At 66.4% G+C, this 21342-nt stretch carries 20 protein-coding genes; 10 read left to right on the top strand and 10 right to left on the bottom strand.

Annotation, left to right across the window (positions count from 1 at the left end):
- Window positions 1-10 precede the first annotated feature (10 nt).
- Window positions 11-1216 (bottom strand): cytochrome P450, encoded by a 1206-nt coding sequence (locus BN973_RS20805; protein ID WP_036470595.1) that lies wholly within the window; start codon window positions 1214-1216, stop codon window positions 11-13.
- Window positions 1217-1358: 142 nt separating this feature from the next.
- Here BN973_RS20805 and BN973_RS20800 point away from each other — a divergent pair, with 142 nt between their 5' ends.
- The gene (locus BN973_RS20800; RefSeq protein WP_084163481.1) at window positions 1359-2858 is read left to right on the top strand and encodes a coniferyl aldehyde dehydrogenase; all 1500 of its coding nucleotides are present in this window, start codon (window positions 1359-1361) and stop codon (window positions 2856-2858) included.
- On the opposite strand, the gene BN973_RS20795 is transcribed toward BN973_RS20800, so the two are convergent.
- From BN973_RS20795 to BN973_RS20775, 5 genes are read right to left on the bottom strand one after another with little or no spacing between them, the layout of a single operon-like run.
- Window positions 2855-3682: an SDR family NAD(P)-dependent oxidoreductase gene (locus BN973_RS20795; RefSeq protein WP_036470592.1), complete on the bottom strand. Its 828-nt coding sequence runs from the start codon at window positions 3680-3682 to the stop codon at window positions 2855-2857. The two genes, BN973_RS20800 and BN973_RS20795, sit on opposite strands and share 4 nt — an antisense overlap.
- Window positions 3679-5331, bottom strand: a complete 1653-nt coding sequence (locus tag BN973_RS20790; RefSeq protein WP_036470591.1) for an acyl-CoA synthetase — start codon at window positions 5329-5331, stop codon at window positions 3679-3681. The genes BN973_RS20795 and BN973_RS20790 overlap by 4 nt, the downstream gene beginning before the upstream one ends.
- Before the next feature lie 8 nt (window positions 5332-5339).
- A complete protein-coding gene (locus tag BN973_RS20785) occupies window positions 5340-5960 on the bottom strand; it encodes a PaaI family thioesterase (RefSeq protein ID WP_036470590.1) in 621 nt (206 codons plus the stop codon).
- Window positions 5957-6604 carry a cysteine hydrolase family protein gene (locus tag BN973_RS20780; RefSeq protein ID WP_036470589.1) on the bottom strand — a complete coding sequence of 216 codons (648 nt, stop codon included), beginning with the start codon at window positions 6602-6604 and terminating at the stop codon, window positions 5957-5959. The genes BN973_RS20785 and BN973_RS20780 overlap by 4 nt, the downstream gene beginning before the upstream one ends.
- On the bottom strand, window positions 6601-7593 hold the full coding sequence (locus BN973_RS20775; RefSeq protein WP_036470588.1) for a Rieske 2Fe-2S domain-containing protein: 993 nt from the start codon (window positions 7591-7593) through the stop codon (window positions 6601-6603). Before BN973_RS20775 ends, BN973_RS20780 begins: the two co-directional genes overlap by 4 nt.
- Before the next feature lie 87 nt (window positions 7594-7680).
- Here BN973_RS20775 and BN973_RS20770 point away from each other — a divergent pair, with 87 nt between their 5' ends.
- The 5 genes from BN973_RS20770 to BN973_RS20750 are packed head-to-tail and all read left to right on the top strand — an operon-like array spanning window position 7681 to window position 12339.
- On the top strand, window positions 7681-8133 hold the full coding sequence (locus tag BN973_RS20770; protein ID WP_036470587.1) for a nuclear transport factor 2 family protein: 453 nt from the start codon (window positions 7681-7683) through the stop codon (window positions 8131-8133).
- Window positions 8126-9748: a flavin-containing monooxygenase gene (locus BN973_RS20765; RefSeq protein ID WP_036472797.1), complete on the top strand. Its 1623-nt coding sequence runs from the start codon at window positions 8126-8128 to the stop codon at window positions 9746-9748. The genes BN973_RS20770 and BN973_RS20765 overlap by 8 nt, the downstream gene beginning before the upstream one ends.
- Window positions 9749-9767: 19 nt before the next feature.
- On the top strand, window positions 9768-10916 hold the full coding sequence (locus BN973_RS20760; RefSeq protein WP_036470586.1) for an alpha/beta hydrolase: 1149 nt from the start codon (window positions 9768-9770) through the stop codon (window positions 10914-10916).
- On the top strand, window positions 10913-11293 hold the full coding sequence (locus BN973_RS20755; protein ID WP_036470584.1) for a nuclear transport factor 2 family protein: 381 nt from the start codon (window positions 10913-10915) through the stop codon (window positions 11291-11293). Before BN973_RS20760 ends, BN973_RS20755 begins: the two co-directional genes overlap by 4 nt.
- Complete coding sequence (locus BN973_RS20750) at window positions 11290-12339, top strand: TIGR03857 family LLM class F420-dependent oxidoreductase (RefSeq protein ID WP_036472796.1); 1050 nt, start codon at window positions 11290-11292, stop codon at window positions 12337-12339. Before BN973_RS20755 ends, BN973_RS20750 begins: the two co-directional genes overlap by 4 nt.
- A 7-nt stretch (window positions 12340-12346) precedes the next feature.
- On the opposite strand, the gene BN973_RS20745 is transcribed toward BN973_RS20750, so the two are convergent.
- Window positions 12347-13219 (bottom strand): isocitrate lyase/PEP mutase family protein, encoded by an 873-nt coding sequence (locus BN973_RS20745; RefSeq protein WP_036470582.1) that lies wholly within the window; start codon window positions 13217-13219, stop codon window positions 12347-12349.
- Window positions 13220-13418: 199 nt separating this feature from the next.
- Entirely contained in the window at window positions 13419-14915 is a 1497-nt protein-coding gene (locus BN973_RS20740; protein ID WP_036470581.1) for an acyl-CoA carboxylase subunit beta, read from the bottom strand.
- Window positions 14916-15001: 86 nt separating this feature from the next.
- Between BN973_RS20740 and BN973_RS20735 the strand changes: the two genes are divergently transcribed.
- The 4 genes from BN973_RS20735 to BN973_RS20720 are packed head-to-tail and all read left to right on the top strand — an operon-like array spanning window position 15002 to window position 18877.
- The gene (locus tag BN973_RS20735) at window positions 15002-16024 is read left to right on the top strand and encodes an LLM class F420-dependent oxidoreductase (protein WP_036470580.1); all 1023 of its coding nucleotides are present in this window, start codon (window positions 15002-15004) and stop codon (window positions 16022-16024) included.
- Window positions 16025-16035: 11 nt separating this feature from the next.
- Window positions 16036-17256, top strand: coding sequence for a cytochrome P450 (locus BN973_RS20730; RefSeq protein ID WP_036470578.1), 1221 nt, complete (start codon window positions 16036-16038; stop codon window positions 17254-17256).
- Between the two features lie 36 nt (window positions 17257-17292).
- Window positions 17293-18117, top strand: coding sequence for an SDR family NAD(P)-dependent oxidoreductase (locus BN973_RS20725; protein ID WP_036470576.1), 825 nt, complete (start codon window positions 17293-17295; stop codon window positions 18115-18117).
- Between the two features lie 25 nt (window positions 18118-18142).
- Complete coding sequence (locus tag BN973_RS20720) at window positions 18143-18877, top strand: SDR family NAD(P)-dependent oxidoreductase (RefSeq protein WP_036470575.1); 735 nt, start codon at window positions 18143-18145, stop codon at window positions 18875-18877.
- Window positions 18878-18879: 2 nt separating this feature from the next.
- On the opposite strand, the gene BN973_RS20715 is transcribed toward BN973_RS20720, so the two are convergent.
- Together BN973_RS20715 and BN973_RS20710 are read right to left on the bottom strand one after the other, a co-directional pair.
- Window positions 18880-20037 (bottom strand): Zn-dependent alcohol dehydrogenase, encoded by a 1158-nt coding sequence (locus tag BN973_RS20715; protein ID WP_036470572.1) that lies wholly within the window; start codon window positions 20035-20037, stop codon window positions 18880-18882.
- Window positions 20034-21260 (bottom strand): cytochrome P450, encoded by a 1227-nt coding sequence (locus BN973_RS20710; protein ID WP_036470569.1) that lies wholly within the window; start codon window positions 21258-21260, stop codon window positions 20034-20036. Before BN973_RS20710 ends, BN973_RS20715 begins: the two co-directional genes overlap by 4 nt.
- Window positions 21261-21342 lie beyond the last annotated feature (82 nt).

The following is a 21342-nucleotide window of genomic DNA, read 5'->3' as shown; positions in this document are numbered from 1 at the left end:
ACCGCGGACGCTACTTGGCGTCGAACGTCACGGGAAGCGCGGTCGGCGATCGGAAGGGCTGACCGTGAATGTGCGGATCGTCGTCGGTGAGCACGGTGAAGTTGGTCAACCTGGTCAGCAGGCATTCGACGGCCACGCGCGTCTCCAGCCGTGCCAGGTGCAGACCCAGACAGGTGTGTTCACCGGCGGCGAACGAGATGTGCGGCGTGGCCTTGCGGAAGATGTCGAATTCTTCGGCCCGCTCCCAGCGGGTTTCGTCGCGGTTGGCCGAGCCGATGCACACGCCGATCACGGAGCGCTCCGGAATCGTCACGCCTTCCAGTTCGGTCTGCTCGGTGGTGAACCGCTGCACGGTGGTCAGCGGCGTCTCGAAGCGCAGGCCTTCCTCGATCGCCTGGCCGATCAGCCGGTGATCGGCTTGCACGGCGGCGAACTGTTCGGGGTGAGTGAGCAACAGATACAGCAGGTTTCCCGAGGAGCGGTAGGTGGTTTCCAGCCCGGCCGGCAGCAGCAGCCGCAGGAACGAGTAGATGGCCTCGTCGGTCAGCTTCTCGCCGTCGATCTCGGCGGTCACCAGGTCGCCGATGATGTCTTGGGTGGGCTTGGACTTGCGTTGCTCGATCTGCTCGATGAAGTAGTCCTTCAGTGCCGCCGACGCCTCGAAGGCCTTCTCGTAGTTGACGTGATAGCTGATCAACTGCACGGCCCGCTTGCGGAACATCGGCAGGTCCTCGTCCGGTAGGCCCAGCAGCCGGGCGATGACACGGGTGGGGAACTCGAACGTGAAATTCCGGATCAGATCCGCGCGGCCGGTTTCGATGAACTCGTCGATCAGCGCGTTGCAGATCGGGCGCACGATCGTCGGCTCCCACTGTGCCAGCGCCCGGGACTTGAATGCCGCCGACACCAGGTTGCGGTGTTCGCGATGCTTCTTGCCTTCCATCGCCAGGATGGTCGGACCGATGAACAAGCCGATCGTCTTGTCGTAGGGCTTGGAGCTGAACACCCGGCCGTCCCGGAACACCGTGTTGACCGCGTTGAACGACACCGCGGAGTACTCGTTCTTGGGCAGCATGGACTCGGGTGTCTTGCTGTAATCCATGACCGTTCCCCGAAAGACGCCGGACTGACGGCGCTTGTGCGCGAAGTACGGATAGGGGTCACGCAGATCGACCGTTTGGTCGCCGGTGCCGGCGGTGGGAACGTTGGTCGTCACCTATATCTCCCGCATCTACTTCCATCTCAGCGCGAACGGGCAATCGTTACGTAAGATCGTACTGTAATTATTACAGTAGACAATATGGGCCTAAGATCAGCGACGTCGTGACAAGGCGCCTTCCAGTTCGAACGAGGTCACAATGAGCACACTCGATCAACGAGCTGACAGCACAGTCGAACAACAGCGCGCGGACTTGGGCGCCATCCTGGCCAGGCAGCGCCGAGCCTTCGTCGCCGACGGGCCGCCGTCCGTGGCGCTGCGGCGCAACCGGATCGACCGGCTGATGGCGCTGGTCCTGGACAACACCGATGCGTTTGTGGACGCGATGGGTACCGATTTCGGTACCCGATCCAAAGCGGCAACGTTGTTCACCGAGGTCATCGGCATGATCTCGGTCATCGAGCACACGAGATCCCATGTTGCCCAATGGATGCGGGCCACCAAGCTGATGCGCGCGGCGGGGCTGTTCGGGCTGCGTGCCGAAGTGCAACCGTCACCGCTCGGAGTGGTCGGCATCATCGGTCCGTGGAACTTCCCGCTCAATCTCGTGATCCTTCCCGCCGCGACTGCGTTCGCCGCGGGCAACCGGGTGATGATCAAGATGTCGGAGGTCACCTCCCACACCGCTGAGCTGATGAGGGCGACCGCGCCGGACTATTTCGATGCCGACGAACTCGCCATCGTCACCGGCGGACCCGAGGTGGCCGCGATGTTCTCGACGCTGCCGTTCGATCATCTGTTCTTCACCGGTTCGCCCTCGGTCGGCGCCATGGTGCAACGGGCGGCCGCGCAGAACCTGGTGCCGGTGACGCTGGAGCTCGGCGGCAAGAACCCCGTCGTCGTCGCGCCCGCCGCCGACATCCGCCGGTCCGCCACCCGGATCGCACAGGGGCGCATGGTCAACGGGGGACAGGTGTGCGTGTGCCCCGACTACGTCTTCGTCCCCGACGAGCAGATCGAGACGTTCGTCGGTGTCGCCCGCGAAACACTGCGCGCCATGTTCCCCAACATCGTCGCCAACAGCGACTACTGCTCGAGTGTCAACCAGGCCAATTTCGACCGGGTCGTCGGGCTGATCGAAGATGCACGCGCCAACGGTGCCACCGTGGAAACGGTTGCGCCGGAAGGGGAGTTACTGCCCGACCGTGGTTCCCGCAAGATCGCGCCGACCATCGTGCGCGACATCGACGACACCATGAAGATCGCCAGCGAAGAGATCTTCGGTCCGGTCCTGGTGGTCCAGGGATATTCGCGCCTGGGCGATGCCATCGACTACATCAATGCGCGGCCCGCGCCGCTGGTGGCCTACTGGTACGGACCCGACGACGCCGACTTCCGCGACTTCGTCCGCAGCACCCGCAGCGGCGGCGTGGCCCGCAACGACTTTGCCGCGCAGATGATTCCGTCGGCCGCCCCGTTCGGCGGCGTGGGCCGCAGCGGGATGGGCGCGTATCACGGCAAGGCCGGCTTCGACGCGTTCAGTCACCACCGGTCGGTGGTGGGCAGCGACCTGCCGTTCAGCGTCACCGGCAGTGCCGCCCCGCCGTTCGGGAGGCCGATGCGGATGTACGCCGACGCCATGATGCGCATGACGCGGGCCCGCACCCGCCGCCGGCTCAAGGGCGGCCCGCCCGCCTAGCGGGCGTTGGTATTGCGCTTCGCGGCGCGCGCCATCAGGTCGGCGTATCCGACACCCAGCAGCCGCGGCAGCGCCGCCATCACCCGCCCGTCGGGTCCGATCAGGATTCTGGCGCGGTTCTTCTCGGCCCCGCGCAGGATCGTCCGGGCGGCCTTGGCCGGAGACGTCAGCGCCAGCCGGCTAAAGTACTTCGCCGCCTGCTCGGGATCCTCGGTCTGCGCGGTGCGCATGTTGGTGCCGAAGTTGGTGCGCACCACTCCGGGGTGCACGCAGTGCACCGTCACCGGATGGCCCTGCATGATCATCTCCTGGCGCAGCGCCTCGGTGAAACCCCGCACCGCGAATTTCGAAGTGCTGTAAGCCCCTTGGTAGGGCACCGCGATCAGGCCGAACGCGCTGGACAGGTTGACCAACCGCGCCGGCCGCTGCGCAGTTCCGGATTCGATCAGCTGCGGCAGGAAGGCCTTGGTCCCGCTGACCACGCCACCGATGTTGATGCCGACGAGCCAGTCGAAGTCCTTCCAGGACATGTCGGCGATGCTGGAGAACAGGTCGACCCCGGCGTTGTTGAACAGCAACGAGGCGGGCCCGAGATCGCGGCGCACGTCGTCGGCGTACCCGCACACCGCATCGCGGTCGGCGACGTCGACCTGATAGGTGGTCACCCGACCAGGCCGGCAGAGTGCTTGTGTTTGCGCCAGATTCGCCGTGTCGATGTCGGATGCAGCGACGTGCGCCTCCTCCTCGGTGAGGGCCTGGGTCAGGGCGCGCCCGATGCCCGACCCGGCACCGGTGACGACGGCGACGCGATCGGAATATCTCATCCGTTCACCGCCTGCTCGCGCGCCCACCGGTAGTCGGCCTTACCCGACGGACTGCGCTCGATGACGGGACGGAAAACGATCGCCTTGGGAAGTTTGTAGCGAGCCAGCGACTGTGCGGCGTGCGTCACCAGATCGTCTGCGTCGGCGGGTGCCCCGTCGGCCAGCGCGACGACGGCGACGACCTCCTGGCCCCATCGTTCGCTGGGCCGTCCCGCGACCACCACGTCGGCCACCGCGGGATGCGAGGCGATCGCGGTTTCGACCTCCTCGACGAAGATCTTCTCGCCGCCGGAATTGATCGTCACCGAATCGCGGCCCAGCAACTCGATGCTGGAGTCCTCGCGATGGCGGGCCCGATCACCCGGAACCGCGTAGCGCACACCGTCGATGACCGGGAAGGTCGTCGCGGTCTTGGCCGCATCGCCCTTGTACCCCAACGGAATGTAACCGCGTTGCGCCAGCCAGCCGATGCCGTCGTGTCCGGGCGGCAGGATCGACGACAGATCCTCGGCCGCCACGAAGGCATCCGGCCCCGCGTTGAAGGTGCCGGTGGACACCGCGCCGGACGCCGACATGTGATGCATCTGCGCCCCGGTCTCCGAGGACCCGACACCGTCGACGACAACCGCATTCGGCAGCGCTTCGATCAAGCGCTGCTTGACATAGGGGGTCAGCAACGCGCCGCCGTTGGCGATCACACCCAGCGACGACACGTCGGCGATACCCCTCTCCAAGGCGGCGAGCAGCGGACGAGCCATCGCGTCTCCGACCACCGTCACCACCGCTACCCGCTCCCGCTCGATCGTGCGGACCACGTCGTCGGCGTCCAAATGGTCGACGACCGAAGGAAAGACGACGGATTGCCCGGTGGTCAGGGCGGTCATCACGCTCCATTGCGCCGCGCCGTGGATCAGCGGCGGCAAGATCATCAACTTGGTTTCGGGGCCGGCGGCGGCTCGCTGGACGATCTCGTCGATCGAGCCGGCGGGCTCGCCGGTCATCAGATTGCGGCCGCCGAAGGACGTCATGAAGATGTCGTGCTGGCGCCACAGCACGCCCTTCGGCATCCCGGTGGTGCCGCCGGTGTACAGGACGTACAGATCGTCGGGGGAGTGCCGCACCGGCGGCGGCGTCGCGGGCGTGGACGCGATGATGGTGTCGTAATCGACTGCGCCGTGGACCAAGTCGTTGCCGGAGTCGTCGGCGATCTGGATCAGCACGCGCAGCTTCGGCAGGTCGGGCAGGACTTCGGCGACCCGTGGCGCGAACGCGGCGTGGTAGACCAGCGCGGTCGCACCCGAATCCGCGAGCAGATACTGCAGCTCGCTTTTGACGTAGCGGAAGTTGACGTTGAAGGGCGCCACGCGGGCCGCGAAGGCGCCGAGCAACGACTCGACGAATTCGTTTCCGTTGTAGGCGTACAGGCCGAGCAGGTCCTGGCCCACCTGGTGGCCGGCCAGGCCGGAGCGCTCGGTGTGGCAGCCAAGCCCTCGGGAGTGCAGGTACGCGGCGAGCCGGTTGGACCGCTCGACGGTCTGCGCGTAGCTGAGCCGGCGCTCGCCCTGGATCAGCAGCGCCCGGTCGCCGATCCTGGCCGCGACGGCCCGGGCGACGGCGGGGACGGTGAATTGTGTTGCGGTGTCCGACATCTTTGTCCTCACGGTTGGTGGGGTAGCAGACGAACCATCAGGCCGTTGGCTTCGCTTAGCAGCGATCCATCGGCCGACGTCATCGTGGAGAAGATGAAGACTTTCCGGCCGTCGGTATTGCTGATGCGGCCTGTCGCGGTCAATGGAGCATCGATCGGGGTGATCTTGCGGTAGTCGACGTGTAGGTACGCGGTGCGGGTCGGGCGAATGCCCGCGGTGGAAACCACCATGCCGAACAGCCAGTCGTAGAACAGCGGGATCATGCCGCCGTGCACGGCATTGTTGCCGCCCACGTGCGACCGGGTGAAGTGCCCTTGCATCGTGACGCCGTCGGGTCCGGATTCCGTCAGGGTCCACGGCGGTAGCAGCGGATGACCCAGCCCGGGCAGTTCGAGGACGCGACCTGCCGGCGCCTCGTGCTCCGGCGCCTGGTGGCCGTCGAGCAGGGCGCAGGCGTTCTCGACGTACTGAGCGGCGCTCGCCCAGAGCGAGCTGTCCGGGTTGGTGGATACCGTCAGATCCTGCAAGCGGCGCATCGCGTCAGCGAATCGTCCCAGCTCGGGCGGTGCGTTTTCGACCGGAGAGATTTGCGGGAATCCCCCGCGGGTTCCGGCGGCGGTGTCGGTCATGCGGATCCTTTGGCCTGCTGCTGCCATACCTGGAGCAGATCGTCGGTCGTGGTGATCGTTGCCAGCAGCGACAGCGTGTTGGCGATCATCGCAGCACCGTACTCGGTGGGGATGCCCGCGACGGCGTCGGCGGGCACGACGACGCGGTAGCCGGCGTTGACCGCATCCATGACGACGTTGGGTATCGCGATGTTCAGCGAAACACCGACGACGACGATCGTGGACACCCCGAGGTTGCGCAGCACCGCGTCCAGGTCGGTGCCGCCCATCGGTCCCACGCCGTGCCATCTGCGCAGCACCAGATCGGCTGGATCAGGGCCCAATTCGGGAAGCAGCTCGGCTCCGGGTGTGCCCGGTGCGATGTCGACTCCTCCTTTTCCGGGGCCGCGACTCATGGTGAAGATCTTGGCGTTGTGGTTGGAGCCGAGGCCGTCGGGGCGCCGCTGCACCAGGCAGTGCACGACCTGCACACCGGCCGCCCGGGCCGCCGGCAACAGCCGCACGATGTTGGGTAACGCCTCCCGGCGGGCCTCTTCGGCGAGTGCCGCCAATCCGGCGTTCGGGCCGATGACCGCGCCCTGGCATTCCTGGGTGAGGATCGCGGTGTGCCCGGGTTCGAGGACGTCGGCGAGTTGGCGGCTCATGCTGGGACGTCGTAGAACTGCGTCGCCCATTTTCGCAGTGCCATATAGCCTTTCGCGTCGACCTTGGACAGTGCCGGATGTTCGACGTACTTCTGGTAGCGCCAGATTTCCAGGTCGTCGAAGACGGTGGACAGGAACTGCTTTTCGATGAGGTCGCGCAGCTTGCCCTCCGGGACATCGGAGTCGTCGCCCGGGATTCGCGGCCACCAGATCGAGTAGAACAGGTCCGAGCATTCGTCGTCGACCGGCGTGCAGGTGAAGATCAGGCGATGATTCTGCGCGCCTTCGAAGACGCTGATCGCGCCGCCCAGTCCGAACAGGTGGCTGTGGAACCGCAGCGCGAGATCATCGGGATTGTCGCTGCGCGCATCCGGCCAGCCCGCGATGAATTGCCATTCCTGGTCGACGATCTTCCAGTCCAGCACCCGCGGCGTCACCGTCGCGTGGTGGACGTACTCGAAATGAGCGCTGTCGGGGGCGTTCTCCGCGACGATCTGGGGATGCACCGGTTCGCGCTCGGCGCGCCGGGAGAACTCCGGATACGCCCGGTAGTAGCCCGCCGGGTCCGTCTCGAACTGCGGGAACTTCAAGAAGATGTCCGGCATTTCCCACTGCGGCTCCGTGCCTTCCGGGTGATGCCAGATGAACACGCACTCGTATTGCTCCCGGACGGGATATGACTTGAGCCGCAGCGCCTTGTTGGGGCGGTCCGGCTGATAGGGGATGTAGCGGTTGGTGCCGTCGGGGCCCCAGCGCCAGCCGTGGAAGGGGCACTCGACGCAGTCGCCGACCACCTTGCCGCCGTGACCGATGTGGGCGCCGAGATGTTTGCAGTGCGCCTCGAGCACGTGCAGCTCGCCCGACTCGTCGCGGTAGGCGACGAGATCCTCGCCGAAATACTGCAGCGGCCGGACCTCGCCGACGGGGAATTCGGGGGACCACCCGACCATGAACCAGCCGGTGACTTTCCAGGTGAAAGGGACCCGCACGCCCGTCCTCCCGTAGTAGTTTCGCTGATACTAAGTCCGTTACAGTATAGATTTCAGCAGGCTGGCCCGCGCACGGCAAGGAGCGATATGACTCAGGCGGCTGATGAGCTGGAAGAGATTCGGAAATTGAAGGCGCGGTACTGCCGTTTTCTGGACACCAAAGACGTCGAATCCTGGCGCGGCGTGTTCACCACCGACGTGGTGGTCACCCTGGACATGGCGGTGTCCGTCGGCGGTGCCGACCCGATGACCGCACCGCCGATCGAGGGCGTCGACAACTTCGTGCCGACCGTGCTGGGCGGCCTGGAGGGTGTGGCCACCATGCACCACTGCCACACCCCGGAGCTGACGCTCACCTCGCCCGACACCGCCACCGGCATCTGGGCGATGGAGGACCTGCTGATCTTCGGTGACGGCCGGCAGATGCACGGCGCGGGCCACTACCGGGAGACCTACGAGAAGGCCGACGGCGCCTGGCGGATCAAGAGCCTGCACCTGACCCGGACGATGCTGCGGATAACCGGTGGTGACGATGCCTGATTCCGATGCGTCCTTCGACGTGCTGGTGATCGGTGCCGGGTTCTCCGGACTGTACATGCTGCATCGCCTGCGACAGCTCGGACTGCGGACCCGGGTGCTGGAGATGGCCGAAAACGTCGGCGGCACCTGGCTGTTCAACCGTTACCCGGGTGCGCGATGCGATATCGAAAGCATCGAATACTCCTACAGTTTCTCCGACGAGATTCAGCAGGAATGGGTCTGGACGGAGTCGATGCCGGCCCAGCCCGAGATCGAGGCGTACCTGAACTTCGTCGCCGACCGGTTGGACCTGCGTCGCGATATTGCGTTCGGTACCAAGGTCGTCGCGATGGAGTTCGACGAAGAGGCCGCGGTGTGGCTGGTGCGCACCGAATCCGGCGAGTCTTTTGTCGCCCCGTTCGTCGTCGCGGCCTCCGGCATCCTGTCGGTACCGCTGGAGCCCGACATCCCGGGAATGGGCAGTTTCGCCGGAGCGTCGCTGTTCACCAGCCGCTGGCCCAAGGAGGGTTTCGACCTCACCGCAAAACGGGTCGGGGTGATCGGCACCGGCTCCACCGGAGTCCAACTCATCCCCGTCGTGGCTCGACAAGCGTTGCAGCTCTGCGTATTTCAACGTTCGCCCGCATACACGCTGCCCTGGCGGGTGCACCGGTTCGAACCGGGCGAGCTGGACGAGATGAAAGGCCGATACGGTGAGATCCGGGAAGCCCAGCGGGCCCACCCGATCGGGGCCGCCCGGCTGAGCGCCTTTTCCGTACTGCTGGAGATGCTGAGCAGCCCGCCGATCAAGTCGGCCTCGCGTGAAGAGCAGCTGCGCGCCATCGAGGAGCACGGCGTGATGGGCGCGCTCAACTGGAGTGACATCTTTTTTGACATCGAGGCCAACCGAATGGCCGGCCAGCTCTACGGCGAGGCGGTGGCGCGCATCGTCAAGGACCCGCAGACGGCCGCATCGCTTGTCCCCGTGCATCCGTTCGCATGTAAGCGGCCGATCATCGACCAGGGTTACTACGAGACGTTCAACCGGGACAACGTCACACTCGTCGACCTGCGCAAGGCGCCGATCCGCGACATAACACCGCACGGTATCCGCACCGAAGCCGCCGAATACGACCTCGACGTGATCATCTACGCGACCGGCTTCGACGCGATGACCGGCGCGCTGTCCCGCATCGACATCCGGGGTCGCGACGCGATGTCGCTCGGTGAGTTCTGGGCCACCGAGGGGCCGCTGTCCTACCTCGGGTTGGCCGTCGCCGGCTTCCCGAACCTGTTCACCATCCAGGGTCCGGGCAGCCCGAGCGCGGCCACCAACTTCGTCGCGGCGGCCGAACAGCACGTGGAGTGGATCGGCGACTGCATCGCGTATCTGCGCGACAACGGCATCCGCACCATCGAGGCGCTGGGCACCGCGCAGCAGGAATGGATCGACCACGCCACCGCGCTGGTCGCCCCGACGGTGTTGGTTCACCCGTCCTGCAACTCCTGGTACAACGGCGGCAACGTGCCCGGCAAGAAGCGGATGTACATGGGCTATACCGGTGGGATCCCCGAATATCGGCGCCGCTGCGACGAAATCGCCGCCGGCGGGTACACCGGTTTCAAGTTGGCGTAACTGGTTTAAGGTGAGCGGCATGTCTGGGTTTTCGCCGGCGAGACGGTCCTTGGATATCGGCCGCGAACTGGGCATGGTGCTGCCGCGCACGGTGGCCGGCCTCAACGAATCGACGGGTTGGGTCCCGGCGTCGGCGCGGGGCGTGCGCCAGTTCGGCGAGGTCATGCTGGACGAACTTGTGCTGAGTGGCTTTTCGCTGCTGGGCGGAGACCTGACCAAAGATGTCCGGCCGTTGAGCGCGTGCGCGCCGGCGGCGCAGGAGCTGTCGGCGCTGGGCATCGACGGCGCGCATACCGCGCCAAAACCCTTGCAGGTGCAGTCGATACGGCGACGCCGTATTGGCGGGCTGGCGTACGAGCGGCTGACGTTCGAACACGACCCGCAACTGCCCCGGGCGCTGGCGGCCGAGGGTCTGAGCGGTCCGGCCCGGGCGGTGGTGCACCTGTGCCGCCACCGCGACCGGCCCCGGCCGTGGCTGATCTGGGTGCACGGAGCCGGTCAGGGCGGCACCGGGGATTTGTTGCTGTCGCGCATCGGCCACATCCACCACACGCTGGGGTTCAACGTCGCGATGCCGGTGCAGCCCGGCCACGGGTGCCGGCGCCGGGACTGGCCGGCGTATCCGGACATGGATCCGCTCGGCAACGTCGCGGGCATGATGCGGTCGGTGTCGGAGGTGCGCGCCGTGCTGCGCTGGGTGCAACCGCAGGCCAGTGCCGTTGTGGTGTCCGGCATTTCGATGGGCACTCCGGTCGCAGCTTTGGTTTCGCACCTGGAGCGCCAAATCGACGCGGTGGCGCTCTACACCCCGATTCTGGGCCTGAACGCGATGATCGCCCGGCACCTCTCCCGCTGGGGATCGGCCCGGGACGGCTTCCGGGAACTGCTGGGATCCCCGACGGTCGCGCAGCTGACGTCGGTGATCGACCCGCTGGCGGCCGATCCGGCGCCGCCGCCGCAGCGCCGGCTCATCGTCGGGGCATGGCACGATCGCATGGCGATGCGCGAGCCCACCGACGCGTTGCAGGAACGTTGGGGCGGCCAGTTGTATTGGTACGACGGCAGCCACGTGGGCCACATTTTTTCCCGGCGCGTGCAGAAGGTTTCCGAGCGATTCCTGCGCGAGGTCGTCTCGCGAAACGGGCCAGAACCGGTGTCCCAGCGATGACGGCCACTCGCACCGCACGCGAAGTCGTCGAACTGTACAACCTGGTGGTCTGGAACGAATGCAACATCGAGCTGGCCGAAGAGTTGTTGGGGGACACCGTCATCCGGCACGAGGTCGGCGAGGCGCGAACACTGACCCACGCCGAGGCCGTCGCCCGGGTGTCCGACATGTGGCAGCACGTCGAGTCACTGCACTTCGACCTGAACAGCGTCATCGCCGACGATGACGGCGAGCACGTCGCCATCGTCTACGACTCGACCATCACCACCGGCGACGGCGACAAAACCCACATCGCCAGCATCGAGGTGTTCCGCGTCGTTGCCGGCCGGATCACCGAAGTCTGGAATTGCGGCTACCACCAAGGAGTTTGGAATTGACTGATCGCGCACTTGACGAGTTGGGTTACTACCTGCTGGCCGGCGCCGGGGGCGAGGGCCCGGCGACCTTGATGGACGAAGCACGCCGCGGCGAGGAGCTGGGCTTCGGCACCGCGTTCATCTCCGAGCGCTGGAACGTCAAGGAGGCGTCGTCACTGGTCGGAGCGGCCTGCGCGGTGACCAACCGGATGCAGATCGCCACCGCGGCAACCAATCACAACACCCGGCATCCGCTGATCACCGGCTCGTGGGCGACCACGATGCACCGGCTCTCCCGCGGGCGGTTCACGCTGGGCATCGGCCGGGGCATCGCCGCGATCTACGGCGCGTTCGGCATCCCGGCCGTCACGACCGCACAGATGGAGGATTGGGCCCAGGTCATGCGGCGGCTGTTCCACGGCGAGCTGATCTTCAACCACGAAGGCCCGATGGGCAAATACCCGATCCTGTTCCTGGACCCGGACTTCAACGAGGACATCCGGCTGGCGCTGGTGGCGTTCGGGCCCAACACGCTCGCGCTCGGCGGCCGGGCGTTCGACGACGTCATCCTGCACACCTATTTCACGCCGGAGACGTTGCAGCGCTGCGTCAAAACCGTCAAATCCGCGGCGGAGAAGGCGGGCCGCGACCCCGACAGCGTGCGGGTGTGGTCGTGCTTCGCCACGGTCGGAGACCACCTCCCCGAAGCGCTGCGGCTGAAGAAGACCGTCGCCCGGCTGGCCACCTACCTGCAGGGCTACGGCGACCTGATGGTGCGGACCAACGACTGGGATCCCGCGGTGCTGGCCCGGTTCCGGGCAGATTCGGTGGTCACCTCGATCGCCGGCGGGATCGATCACAAGGCCACCGCCGAGCAGATCGAGCACATCGCGACGCTGATCCCCGACGAGTGGCTGGAGCCCTCGGCCACCGGATCGGCGAATGAGTGTGCGGAGCGCATTCGCAAGGAATTCGAGTACGGCGCCGACGCGGTGATCATGCACGGCGCCACACCCGACGAACTCGAGCCGGTGGTCGCGGCCTACCGGGCGGGTTCCGCGGGCTAGCCGGACGTCAACCCGCGGCGGTGACACCGAGACTGCTCGGTTCACCGTGATGCCGTGAGATGTTTCGTTCGAACAACTCGATCGAATGCGCGACGCCGACTGCGCCCGTGTCGGCCTCGGGTAACCGGCCGTCGTTGGCCCGCAACTTCAGCAGCGCTTCCTCGATGGCGGCGTGCGCGGCGAACAGGCACGGCGTCGAGTAGATCGCCACATTCACGCCGAGGTCCTCCAGCTCGGTCAGCGAGAGCCGCGGCGACTTCCCGCCGGCGATCTGGTTGAACAGCAACGGTTTATCGCCGACGACGCCGCGGACCCTGCGGATCCAGTCCGTGCTGCGCACCCCGTCGACCAGTAGCACGTCGGCGTCGGTGGCCGCCAAAGCCTCTGCCCGACGCAGGATCTCGTCTTCCTCGGTTGCGTCGGTGCGGGCCACCACGACCAGGTCGGTACGGGTCTGGAGCACCAGCTGCAGTTTCTCCAGGTATTCGTCGAGCGGGAGGATCTGCTTGCCGTCGACGTGTCCGCAACGCCGGGGCCGCTTCTGGTCCTCGAGGATCACCCCGGATGCGCCGATATGTTCCAGGTTCTCCACCGCGTGACAGGCGACCTCCGGGTCGACGTAGCCGTCGTCGATGTCGACGAGAAGATGCTGTCGTGGAAAGGCCAGCCGAAGCCGCAGCACGAAGTTGACCATGTCCGGCCATGCGATGAAACCGATGTCGGGCAGGCCGTAATACGAGGCGGCGAAGCCGAAGCCCGAGATGAACATGCCGCCGTAGTGTTGGGCCACCAGCGAGGCGGAGAACATGTCGAACACACCAATGAGCGGCGTGACACGCTCGCCGTGGATGTCGTCGCGAAGCGCAGTGCCATAAGTCATTTGGCGACCGTCGGCACTTAAAGACCCGGCGGGACGCACGCGATGTCCGCGTCGACCGCCCGATGCAGGGGATGGGGCGTTCGTCATGCGGTCAATCCCCTTAGGTCGCGGCCGGTTTGGAGGCTAGCAACGACCGCACCAACGGCATAGTGGTGTCAAGGTGAAGAGTTGCCGAACATCGATATGCGGCGCGAGCCGGCTAGGGCATGATGACGGTCCGGCTCACCGGCTCGGCGGCGGCCTGCCGGGCCGACAGACCGCGGAGCAGGGACGCCAGCAGGGCGTCGCGAGTCTCGCGGGGGTCGATGAGTTCGTCGAATCCCATGCTTTCGGCCGAGCGATAGGACGCCTGCAGCTCGGCGTCACGCAGCTTCGCGGTGACGTCCTCGCCGGCGTGCGTCGCCCGGCCCAGCGCGGCCGCGCTCATCGCGCCCATCGTGGCGCCGGGGTAGGCGAAGGTCGCGCTCTGGTGATCGAAACCCAGCAGCGACATGACCATCGACCCGAATCCGTATGCCTTGCGCAGCGTCACATGCAGCTTGACGGTGCTGGCCGCCGTCTGGGCCGCGAACATCCGCGCGCCGGCGCGCAGCACCCCGCTGCGCTCGGATCGGCTCCCGGGCAGCATGCCGGGGTTGTCCGCAAAGAAGATGAGCGGCAGGTGGAACGAGTCGGCCACCATGATGAAATGCGCGGCCTTGTCCGCGGCGTCGGCGTCGATGGAGCCGGCGAGCACATTGGGCTGGTTCGCGACGACCGCGACCGGGTGGCCACCGAGATGGGCCAGCGCGCAGATGATCGCCTTGCCGTACTGGGGCTGGACTTCGAACCAGTCCGGCCGGTCGAAGACCACGTCGAGCACCGCGCGCATGTCGTAGACGCGGCGGTTGTCGCGCGACACGATGTCGAGCAGTTCCGGCGTCGGCCGTGGCTCGCTGTCTTCGTCGCGGGGCAGCGGGCGGGGATACGACCACGCGCTCGGCGGGAAGTAGGACAGGTAACGCCGAATGTCTGCGATCACCGCTTCGTCGTCCTCGGCGACGTTGTGGATCACCCCGCTGGGCAAGGCGGTGACGGGTCCGCCGAGGTCCTCCTTCGAAATGTCTTCTCCGGTCGACTCTTTGACGACCGGTGGCCCCGCGGTGAAGATCGCGCCCTGAGTGCTCATGATCCGGAAGTCGCACACCGGGGCCACCAGCGCGCCATGTCCGGCCGAGGGGCCCAGCACCGCGGCGACGGTCGGCACCTTGCCCGAGCACTGTGCCTGGGCGAGCAGGTCGGTGGGGGCGCGCCCGTAGTGCCCGCCGCCGGGGCGAAAGCCGGCGCCTTCGAGCAGCATCACCAGCGGCGTCTTGTCGCGCAGCGCCAGCTCCGCGATGCGGTAGCGCTTCGAGTTGCCCCCGGGCCCGATGCTGCCGGCCAGGGTGGTGAAGTCCTCGGCGCCGAGCATCACCGGCGAGCCGTTGATCGAGCCCGAGCCGACCACCAGCCCGTCGGCCGCGATCTCGCCGCCGACGAGGGTGCCGATTTCGCGGAAGGTGCCCGGGTCCAGGAGCAGCTCGATGCGGGCGCGGGCGTCGAGCTTGCCCTTGCCGCGATGCTTCTCGAGCCGCTCGGGCCCGCCCATGCCCCACGCGTGCCGGCGCCGACGGTCGAGGTCGGTGAGCGTCTCCTCCCAATCCGGGGGTTTTGTCATGCGTCTTTCCTACCTCTGTGGGGAAATGGTCGCGCGTCCAGATCAGCAGGGTCACATACTGGATTGCTTACTGTAAAGTTACCCGCATGCTTGACGGCCCCCGCCTCAAGATCGACGGCGGCATCCCCAATCGTCTCGAACGCGTGGTTGAGGCGGTCGGGGACCTGGAACAACAGGGATATGACGGGGGCTGGACGGCCGAAACCAGTCACGACCCGTTTCTGCCGCTGCTGCTGGCCGCCGAACACACCTCGCGTCTCGAGCTCGGCACCAACATCGCGGTGGCGTTCGCGCGCAATCCGATGATCGTCGCCAACGTCGCCTGGGACCTGCAGGCGTACTCGCGGGGCCGCTTCATTCTCGGCCTGGGCAGCCAGATCCAGCCCCACATCGAGAAACGATTCAGCATGCCGTGGAGTCATCCTGCCCGCCGGATGCGCGAATTCGTCTCCGCGCTGCACGCCATCTGGTCCGCCTGGAACGGCGAGGCCAAGCTGAGTTTCGAGGGCGACTTCTATACCCACAAGATCATGACGCCGATGTTCACCCCGGAGCAGCACCCGTACCCGGTGCCGAAGGTGTTCATCGCCGCGGTCGGTGAGGTGATGACCGAGATGTGCGGGGAGGTCGCCGACGGACATCTCGGTCACCCGATGGTCTCCAAGCGCTACCTCAACGAGGTGACCGTGCCGGCGCTGCTGCGCGGGATGGCGCGCGGCGGGCGCGACCGCGGCGACTTCGAAGTGTCGTGCGAGGTGATGGTGGCGACCGGAGAAAACGACGCCGAGTTGGCGGCGGCCATGACCGCCACGCGCAAGCAGATCGCCTTCTACGGTTCCACGCCCGCCTACCGCAAAGTGCTTGAGCTGCATGGTTGGGGCGATCTGCACGCCGAGCTCAATCGCCTGTCCAAGCAAGGCGAATGGGACGCGATGGGATCGCTGATCGACGACGACATGCTGCGGGCGTTCGCGGTCGTCGGCCGCCTGGACGAGGTCGGTGCCGCCCTGAAAAGCCGGTGCGAGGGCGTGGTCGACCGCGTGCTGCCGATCTTCTACAACGCTTCCCAGGCCTGTATTACCGCCGCAATGAAGGAGTTTCGCCAGTGAGCACAACGACGATGGACGATGCCGGAAGGTCCCTGGCAGATCCGTTGGCGTACACCGACGAGAAGCGGCTGCACGCGGCGCTGGCTCACTTGCGTGCCACCGCGCCGGTGTCGTGGGTCGAGGTGCCGGACTACAAGCCGTTCTGGGCGATCACCAAACACGCCGACATCATGGACATCGAGCGGCAGAACATGCTGTTCACCAACTGGCCCCGCCCGGTGTTGACCACCACGGTCGGCGACGAGCTGCAAGCCAGCGCCGGGGTGCGCACGCTGATTCACATGGACGACCCGCAACACCGGGTGGTGCGCGCGATCGGCTCGGACTGGTTTCGGCCAAAGGCCATGCGCGCGATGAAGATGCGCGTCGACGAACTCGCCAAGATCTACGTCGACAAGATGCTGGCCGTCGGGCCGGAATGCGACTTCGTCCAGCAGGTGGCGGTGAACTATCCCCTCTACGTGATCATGTCGCTGCTGGGCATCCCGGAGGCCGACTTCGCCCGGATGCTCAAGCTCACCCAGGAGCTGTTCGGCAGCGAGGACAGCGAATTCAAGCGGGGCACCTCGAATGAGGACCAGATTCCGGCACTGCTCGATATGTTCGGTTACTTCAACGACGTCACGGCGTCGCGGCGGGCGAACCCGACCGAGGATCTCGCGTCGGCCATCGCCAATGCCCGCGTCGACGGAGAACCGCTGTCCGACATCGACACCGTGTCCTACTACCTGATCGTGGCCACCGCGGGTCACGACACCACCAGCGCGACCATTTCCGGCGGCATGCAGGCGCTCATCGAAAACCCGGACCAGCTGGACCGCCTGCGGAACAATCTCGACCTGATGCCGCTGGCCACCGAGGAGATGATCCGCTGGGTCACTCCGGTCAAGGAATTCATGCGGACTGCCAACGAGGACACCACCGTGCGCGGAGTACCGATCGCCGCGGGGGATTCCGTGCTGCTGTCCTATGTGTCGGGCAACCGCGACGAGGATGTCTTCGACGACCCGTTCCGCTTCGACGTCGGGCGTGACCCCAACAAGCATCTGGCCTTCGGCTACGGCGTGCACTTTTGCATGGGGGCCGCACTGGCCCGGATGGAGGTCAACAGCTTCTTCTCCGAGCTGCTGCCCAGGCTCAAATCGATTGAGCTGACCGGGGATCCGGAATTGGTCGCGACGACATTCGTCGGCGGCCTCAAGCACCTGCCGGTGCGCTACTCGCTGGTCTGAGTCGGGGGCGTACGCGTCGATCGCTACACTCCCGCTATGACGTCGAAGACGATTGTCATCACCGGTGGCAGTGACGGCATTGGTGCGGCGGCGGCTCGCCGGTTACGCCGCGGCGGCGACAACGTCGTAGTGGTGGGGCGGTCGTCGAGCAAGACCGCCGCCGTGGCCGCGGAACTGGACGCCGACTATTTCGTGGCCGACTTCAGCGACCTGGCTCAGGTGCGAGCCCTGGCCGACAAGATTCGCGCCAACTACCCCCGCATCGACGTCCTGCTCAACAACGCCGGCGGCATGGGCACCAAGATCCAGCTCACTCCCGACGGCTACGAACACACCTATCAGGTCAACTATTTGTCGCCGTTTCTGCTGACCACCCAGCTGTTGCCGGTGCTGCTCGATTCGCACGCCACGATCGTCAACACGACCAGTTCGTCGCACAAGTTGGTCCGCCGAGCCAGCGTGGACGACCTGGAGAACACCGCGCAGCGTCGCGCCAGCACGGCCTACGCGTTGTCCAAGCTGGCCATCGTGCTGTTCACCAAGGAGTTGCACCGGCGCCAACATGCGGGCGGATTGTCCGTTGCGACAGTGCATCCCGGCTACGTCAACTCCAACTTCGGCCGCGCCTCGGGATCGCGGTTCCTGGTCTTCATGCAGCGGTACACGCCGCAGGCGCGGTTCACCGCGAGCGTGGACGAGGGGGCCGATCAGCTGGTCTGGCTCGCGTCCACCGCGCCCGGCGCCGACTGGACGCCGGGGGAGTACTACGCGAAACGCAGGGTCGCCAAAGCCAGCCGCTTATCCGGCGATCCAGCCCTTGCCCGTGAGCTGTGGGACCGCACCCTGGCCAGAATCACCTAGGAAGAAACGCAGGAGGCGAGGTGCCGTGAGCACCGCACTGGTCACCGGGGGCGCGTCCGGCATCGGCCGTGAAGTCGCCGGACGGCTGCGCGACGCGGGCCACGACGTCGTGGTATGGGACCTGTCGGTCGCCGACATCGCCTGCGACGTCAGCGATCCCGATGCGGTGTCGGCGGCGATGCAACGAACCGTGCGGGAGCGCGGGGTGCCCACCCGGGTGGTGACGTGCGCCGCGGTGGGAGCGGCGGGGGTGCTGCTCAAGCAGGCGCCCGCGGACTGGGAACGAGTGCTGGCGGTGAACCTGACCGGCACCTGGCTGACGATCCGCGCCGCGGCGCAGGCCATGATCGATGCCGGGGCGGGCGGTTCGATCGTCGCGGTGTCCAGCATCAGCGGCTCCATCGCCGACCGCGACATGGGCGCCTATTGCGTGTCGAAGGCCGGGGTGGACATGTTGGTCAAGGTCGCCGCCGTCGAGTGGGGGACACACGGCATCCGGGTGAACGCCGTCGGGCCCGGTGTCACCCGAACGCCGATGCTGCCCAACCCCGAAGCACTGCCGGGCTGGGTGGAAGGCCTGACCGAGCGCACGGCACTCGGCGGCCTGGGACAGGCCACCGACGTGGCCGGGGCCATCGTGGGTGTACTCGAATTACCTTGGGTGACAGGCCAGGTCGTGCATGCCGATGGGGGTCTTGCCCTGCACAGCCCGATCGACGCCTACGGCCAGCTGCAGCGGCTGATGGGTCGCGGGAAATGAAGTCACTCGATCCCGAAATCGATGACGCCCCGGACGATTTTTCCGTTCCGCAGGTCGTCGTAGGCGTCGTTGATGTCGTCGAGTCGGTAACGCCGGGTGATCATCTCGTCGAGCTGGAGCTGCCCGGTCTGGTACAGCCGGGCCAGCCGGAAGATGTCGGCTTTCGGGTTGCACGAACCGAATGCGGTGCCGGCGAGCGACTTGTTCGACAGGATGAAGTCCTGCAGATCGATCTTGACTGAGCTGGTCAACTGCGAGGTCATGCCGGTCAGCACGCAGGTCCCGCCCTTGCGGGTGAGCCGCACCGCGTCGCGGACGTCGTCGGGAGTGATCAGCGACGGCGAGACGACGACGGCGTCGGCCATCACCCCGTAGCTCAGGTCGCGTACCAGCTCCATTGCGTCAGCCGCGGTCGCGGCGGTGTGGGTGGCGCCGAACCGCAACGCCGACTTCTGCTTGAACTCCACCGGATCGACGGCGACGATGTGTGCGGCGCCGCCGACCCGGGCGCCCTGAATCGCGCCGGTACCGATTCCACCGACACCGATCACGACCACGGTGTCACCCGGTCGCATGTTGGAGCGATTGGCCACCGAGCCGAACCCGGTCGGTATCGCGCAGGACAGCAGCGCGCTGGGCACCAGCGGTAGATGTGGCTCGATCTTCACCAGCGAATTCGTCGACACCACAGTGTGTTTGGAGAACGCCCCCACCTTGGCCAGATGACCCAACGGCTTGCCCCCGGCGGTGTGATGGCGGTAGGTGCCGTCGGTCGGCATACCGGGCGTGAGCACGCTGGCTCCCATGTCGCAGATGTACTCCATGCCGCTCGCGCACCAGCGGCACTGCCCGCAGACCGCGACGAACGACATCACCACGTGGTCACCGGGTACGAATTCCGTTACGCCGTCCCCAACTTCACGCACGATGCCCGAACCCTCGTGTCCGCCGATCATCGGGAACATGGTGGGCAACCCCAGCGAGCGCAGCATCTCGTTGGGCGCCGACATGTCGCCGGAGAGGATGTGATCGTCGGAGTGACACATCCCGGCCGCGGCCATCTCGACCAAAACCTCGCCGGCCCGCGGCGCGTCGAGGTCGAAATCCTCGACAGACCAAGGTCCGCCGACATCGTGCAGGATCGCCGCGCGGCTTTTCATGCGGCCGGGGTGAACGTGACGGGAAGCTTGTTCGGCGACCGGAAGGTCAGGCCGATGATCCTGGACTCCTCGCCGCTGCCGTCGTCGGGAACCAAGGCGAGGTCGGAAACCCGGTCGAGCAGGCTGTTCAGCATGACCCGGGTTTCCAGCCGGGCCAAATGCATTCCGAGGCACATATGGATGCCGCCGGCGAACGCGATGTGGGCTTGGCGGGGCCGGTGGATGTCGAAGCGATTTGCGTCGGGCCAACGACTTTCGTCGCGGTTGGCCGAGCCCATGCACATGTCGATCTGCGCCTCGGCGGGGATTGTCTTGCCGCCGATTTCGACTTCTTCGGTGGTGGTGCGCATGACCATGGTCAGCGGCGTCTCGACCCGCAGGCCTTCCTCGATGGCGGCGGGGATCAGTGACCGGTCTGCCCGGACCATCTCCAGCTGCTCGGGGTGGGTCAGCAGCAGGTACAACAGGTTGCCCGACGAGCGGTAGGTCGTTTCGAGCCCGGCGGGCAGCAGCAAGCGCAGGAACGCGATGATCGCGTCGTCGGTGAGTTTCTCGCCGTCGATCTCGGCGGCGACCAGGTCGCCGATGATGTCGTTGGTCAGCTTGCGGCGCCGCTGCTCGACTTGCTCGAGGAAGTAGCCGTGCAACTCGGTCGCGGCGTTGAGCCCGGCCACGATGTCGGTCGGAATCGAGATGAGATCGAGCGACAGGCGCCGGAACATGTCGAGATCCTCCGGGGGCAGCCCCAGCAGCACCGAGATGATCCGGGTGGGGAACTCGAACGTCAGCGCCTTGACCAGGTCGGCCTGACCGTCGTGTTTGATCTCGTCGATCAGCTGATCGCACACCGGACCGATGACCGACGGCTCCCACCGTTCCAGCGCGGTGGCCCGAAAGGCCTTGGCCACCAGGCTGCGGTGGTCGTGGTGTTCCTTGCCGCCCATCGCCAGGATCGTGTGCCCCATGACCAACCCGATCGTCTTGTCGTAGGCGGCCGACGTGAAGATCCGATCGTCGCGGAAGGCTTGAAACACATCGTCATAGCCGAACAGCACCCACTCGTCTTTCGGCCTCAGCTCGTCGGGCATCTGAGAGTGATCCCCCAGCGCGCCGTGCCAGACCGGATCGGTACGCCGCATGTATTCGTAGAACGGATAGGGGCTGGTCTCACCGGTGAAATCGAGCGTGACGGGCTCGCCGACGGAATCGATGCTTAGCGGCATCAGCGCTCCTCCTGAGCAACCGGTAGGGCCGTTGATGCAGGTCGGTTCCGGACCGTCCCGGCGTCTTCGGCGGGTGTGTGAG

Source organism: Mycobacterium triplex (assembly GCF_000689255.1).
Taxonomy (GTDB): Bacteria; Actinomycetota; Actinomycetes; order Mycobacteriales; family Mycobacteriaceae; genus Mycobacterium; species Mycobacterium triplex.
The sequence above is the reverse complement of the archived record's forward strand: the minus strand, read 5'-3'. Positions and strand labels throughout refer to the sequence as shown.

Bases quoted from the DNA above. Each gene is read 5' to 3' on its own strand.
- BN973_RS20735 (WP_036470580.1), top strand. From the start codon at position 15,002: ATGCTTGACGGCCCCCGCCTCAAGATCGACGGCGGCATCCCCAATCGT.
- BN973_RS20760 (WP_036470586.1), top strand. From the start codon at position 9,768: ATGTCTGGGTTTTCGCCGGCGAGACGGTCCTTGGATATCGGCCGCGAA.
- BN973_RS20740 (WP_036470581.1), bottom strand. From the start codon at position 14,915: ATGACAAAACCCCCGGATTGGGAGGAGACGCTCACCGACCTCGACCGT.
- BN973_RS20780 (WP_036470589.1), bottom strand. From the start codon at position 6,604: ATGAGCCGCCAACTCGCCGACGTCCTCGAACCCGGGCACACCGCGATC.
- BN973_RS20725 (WP_036470576.1), top strand. From the start codon at position 17,293: ATGACGTCGAAGACGATTGTCATCACCGGTGGCAGTGACGGCATTGGT.
- BN973_RS20755 (WP_036470584.1), top strand. From the start codon at position 10,913: ATGACGGCCACTCGCACCGCACGCGAAGTCGTCGAACTGTACAACCTG.
- BN973_RS20800 (WP_084163481.1), top strand. From the start codon at position 1,359: ATGAGCACACTCGATCAACGAGCTGACAGCACAGTCGAACAACAGCGC.
- BN973_RS20715 (WP_036470572.1), bottom strand. From the start codon at position 20,037: ATGAAAAGCCGCGCGGCGATCCTGCACGATGTCGGCGGACCTTGGTCT.
- BN973_RS20795 (WP_036470592.1), bottom strand. From the start codon at position 3,682: ATGAGATATTCCGATCGCGTCGCCGTCGTCACCGGTGCCGGGTCGGGC.
- BN973_RS20790 (WP_036470591.1), bottom strand. From the start codon at position 5,331: ATGTCGGACACCGCAACACAATTCACCGTCCCCGCCGTCGCCCGGGCC.
- BN973_RS20710 (WP_036470569.1), bottom strand. From the start codon at position 21,260: ATGCCGCTAAGCATCGATTCCGTCGGCGAGCCCGTCACGCTCGATTTC.
- BN973_RS20770 (WP_036470587.1), top strand. From the start codon at position 7,681: ATGACTCAGGCGGCTGATGAGCTGGAAGAGATTCGGAAATTGAAGGCG.
- BN973_RS20730 (WP_036470578.1), top strand. From the start codon at position 16,036: ATGGACGATGCCGGAAGGTCCCTGGCAGATCCGTTGGCGTACACCGAC.
- BN973_RS20765 (WP_036472797.1), top strand. From the start codon at position 8,126: ATGCCTGATTCCGATGCGTCCTTCGACGTGCTGGTGATCGGTGCCGGG.
- BN973_RS20785 (WP_036470590.1), bottom strand. From the start codon at position 5,960: ATGACCGACACCGCCGCCGGAACCCGCGGGGGATTCCCGCAAATCTCT.
- BN973_RS20745 (WP_036470582.1), bottom strand. From the start codon at position 13,219: ATGACTTATGGCACTGCGCTTCGCGACGACATCCACGGCGAGCGTGTC.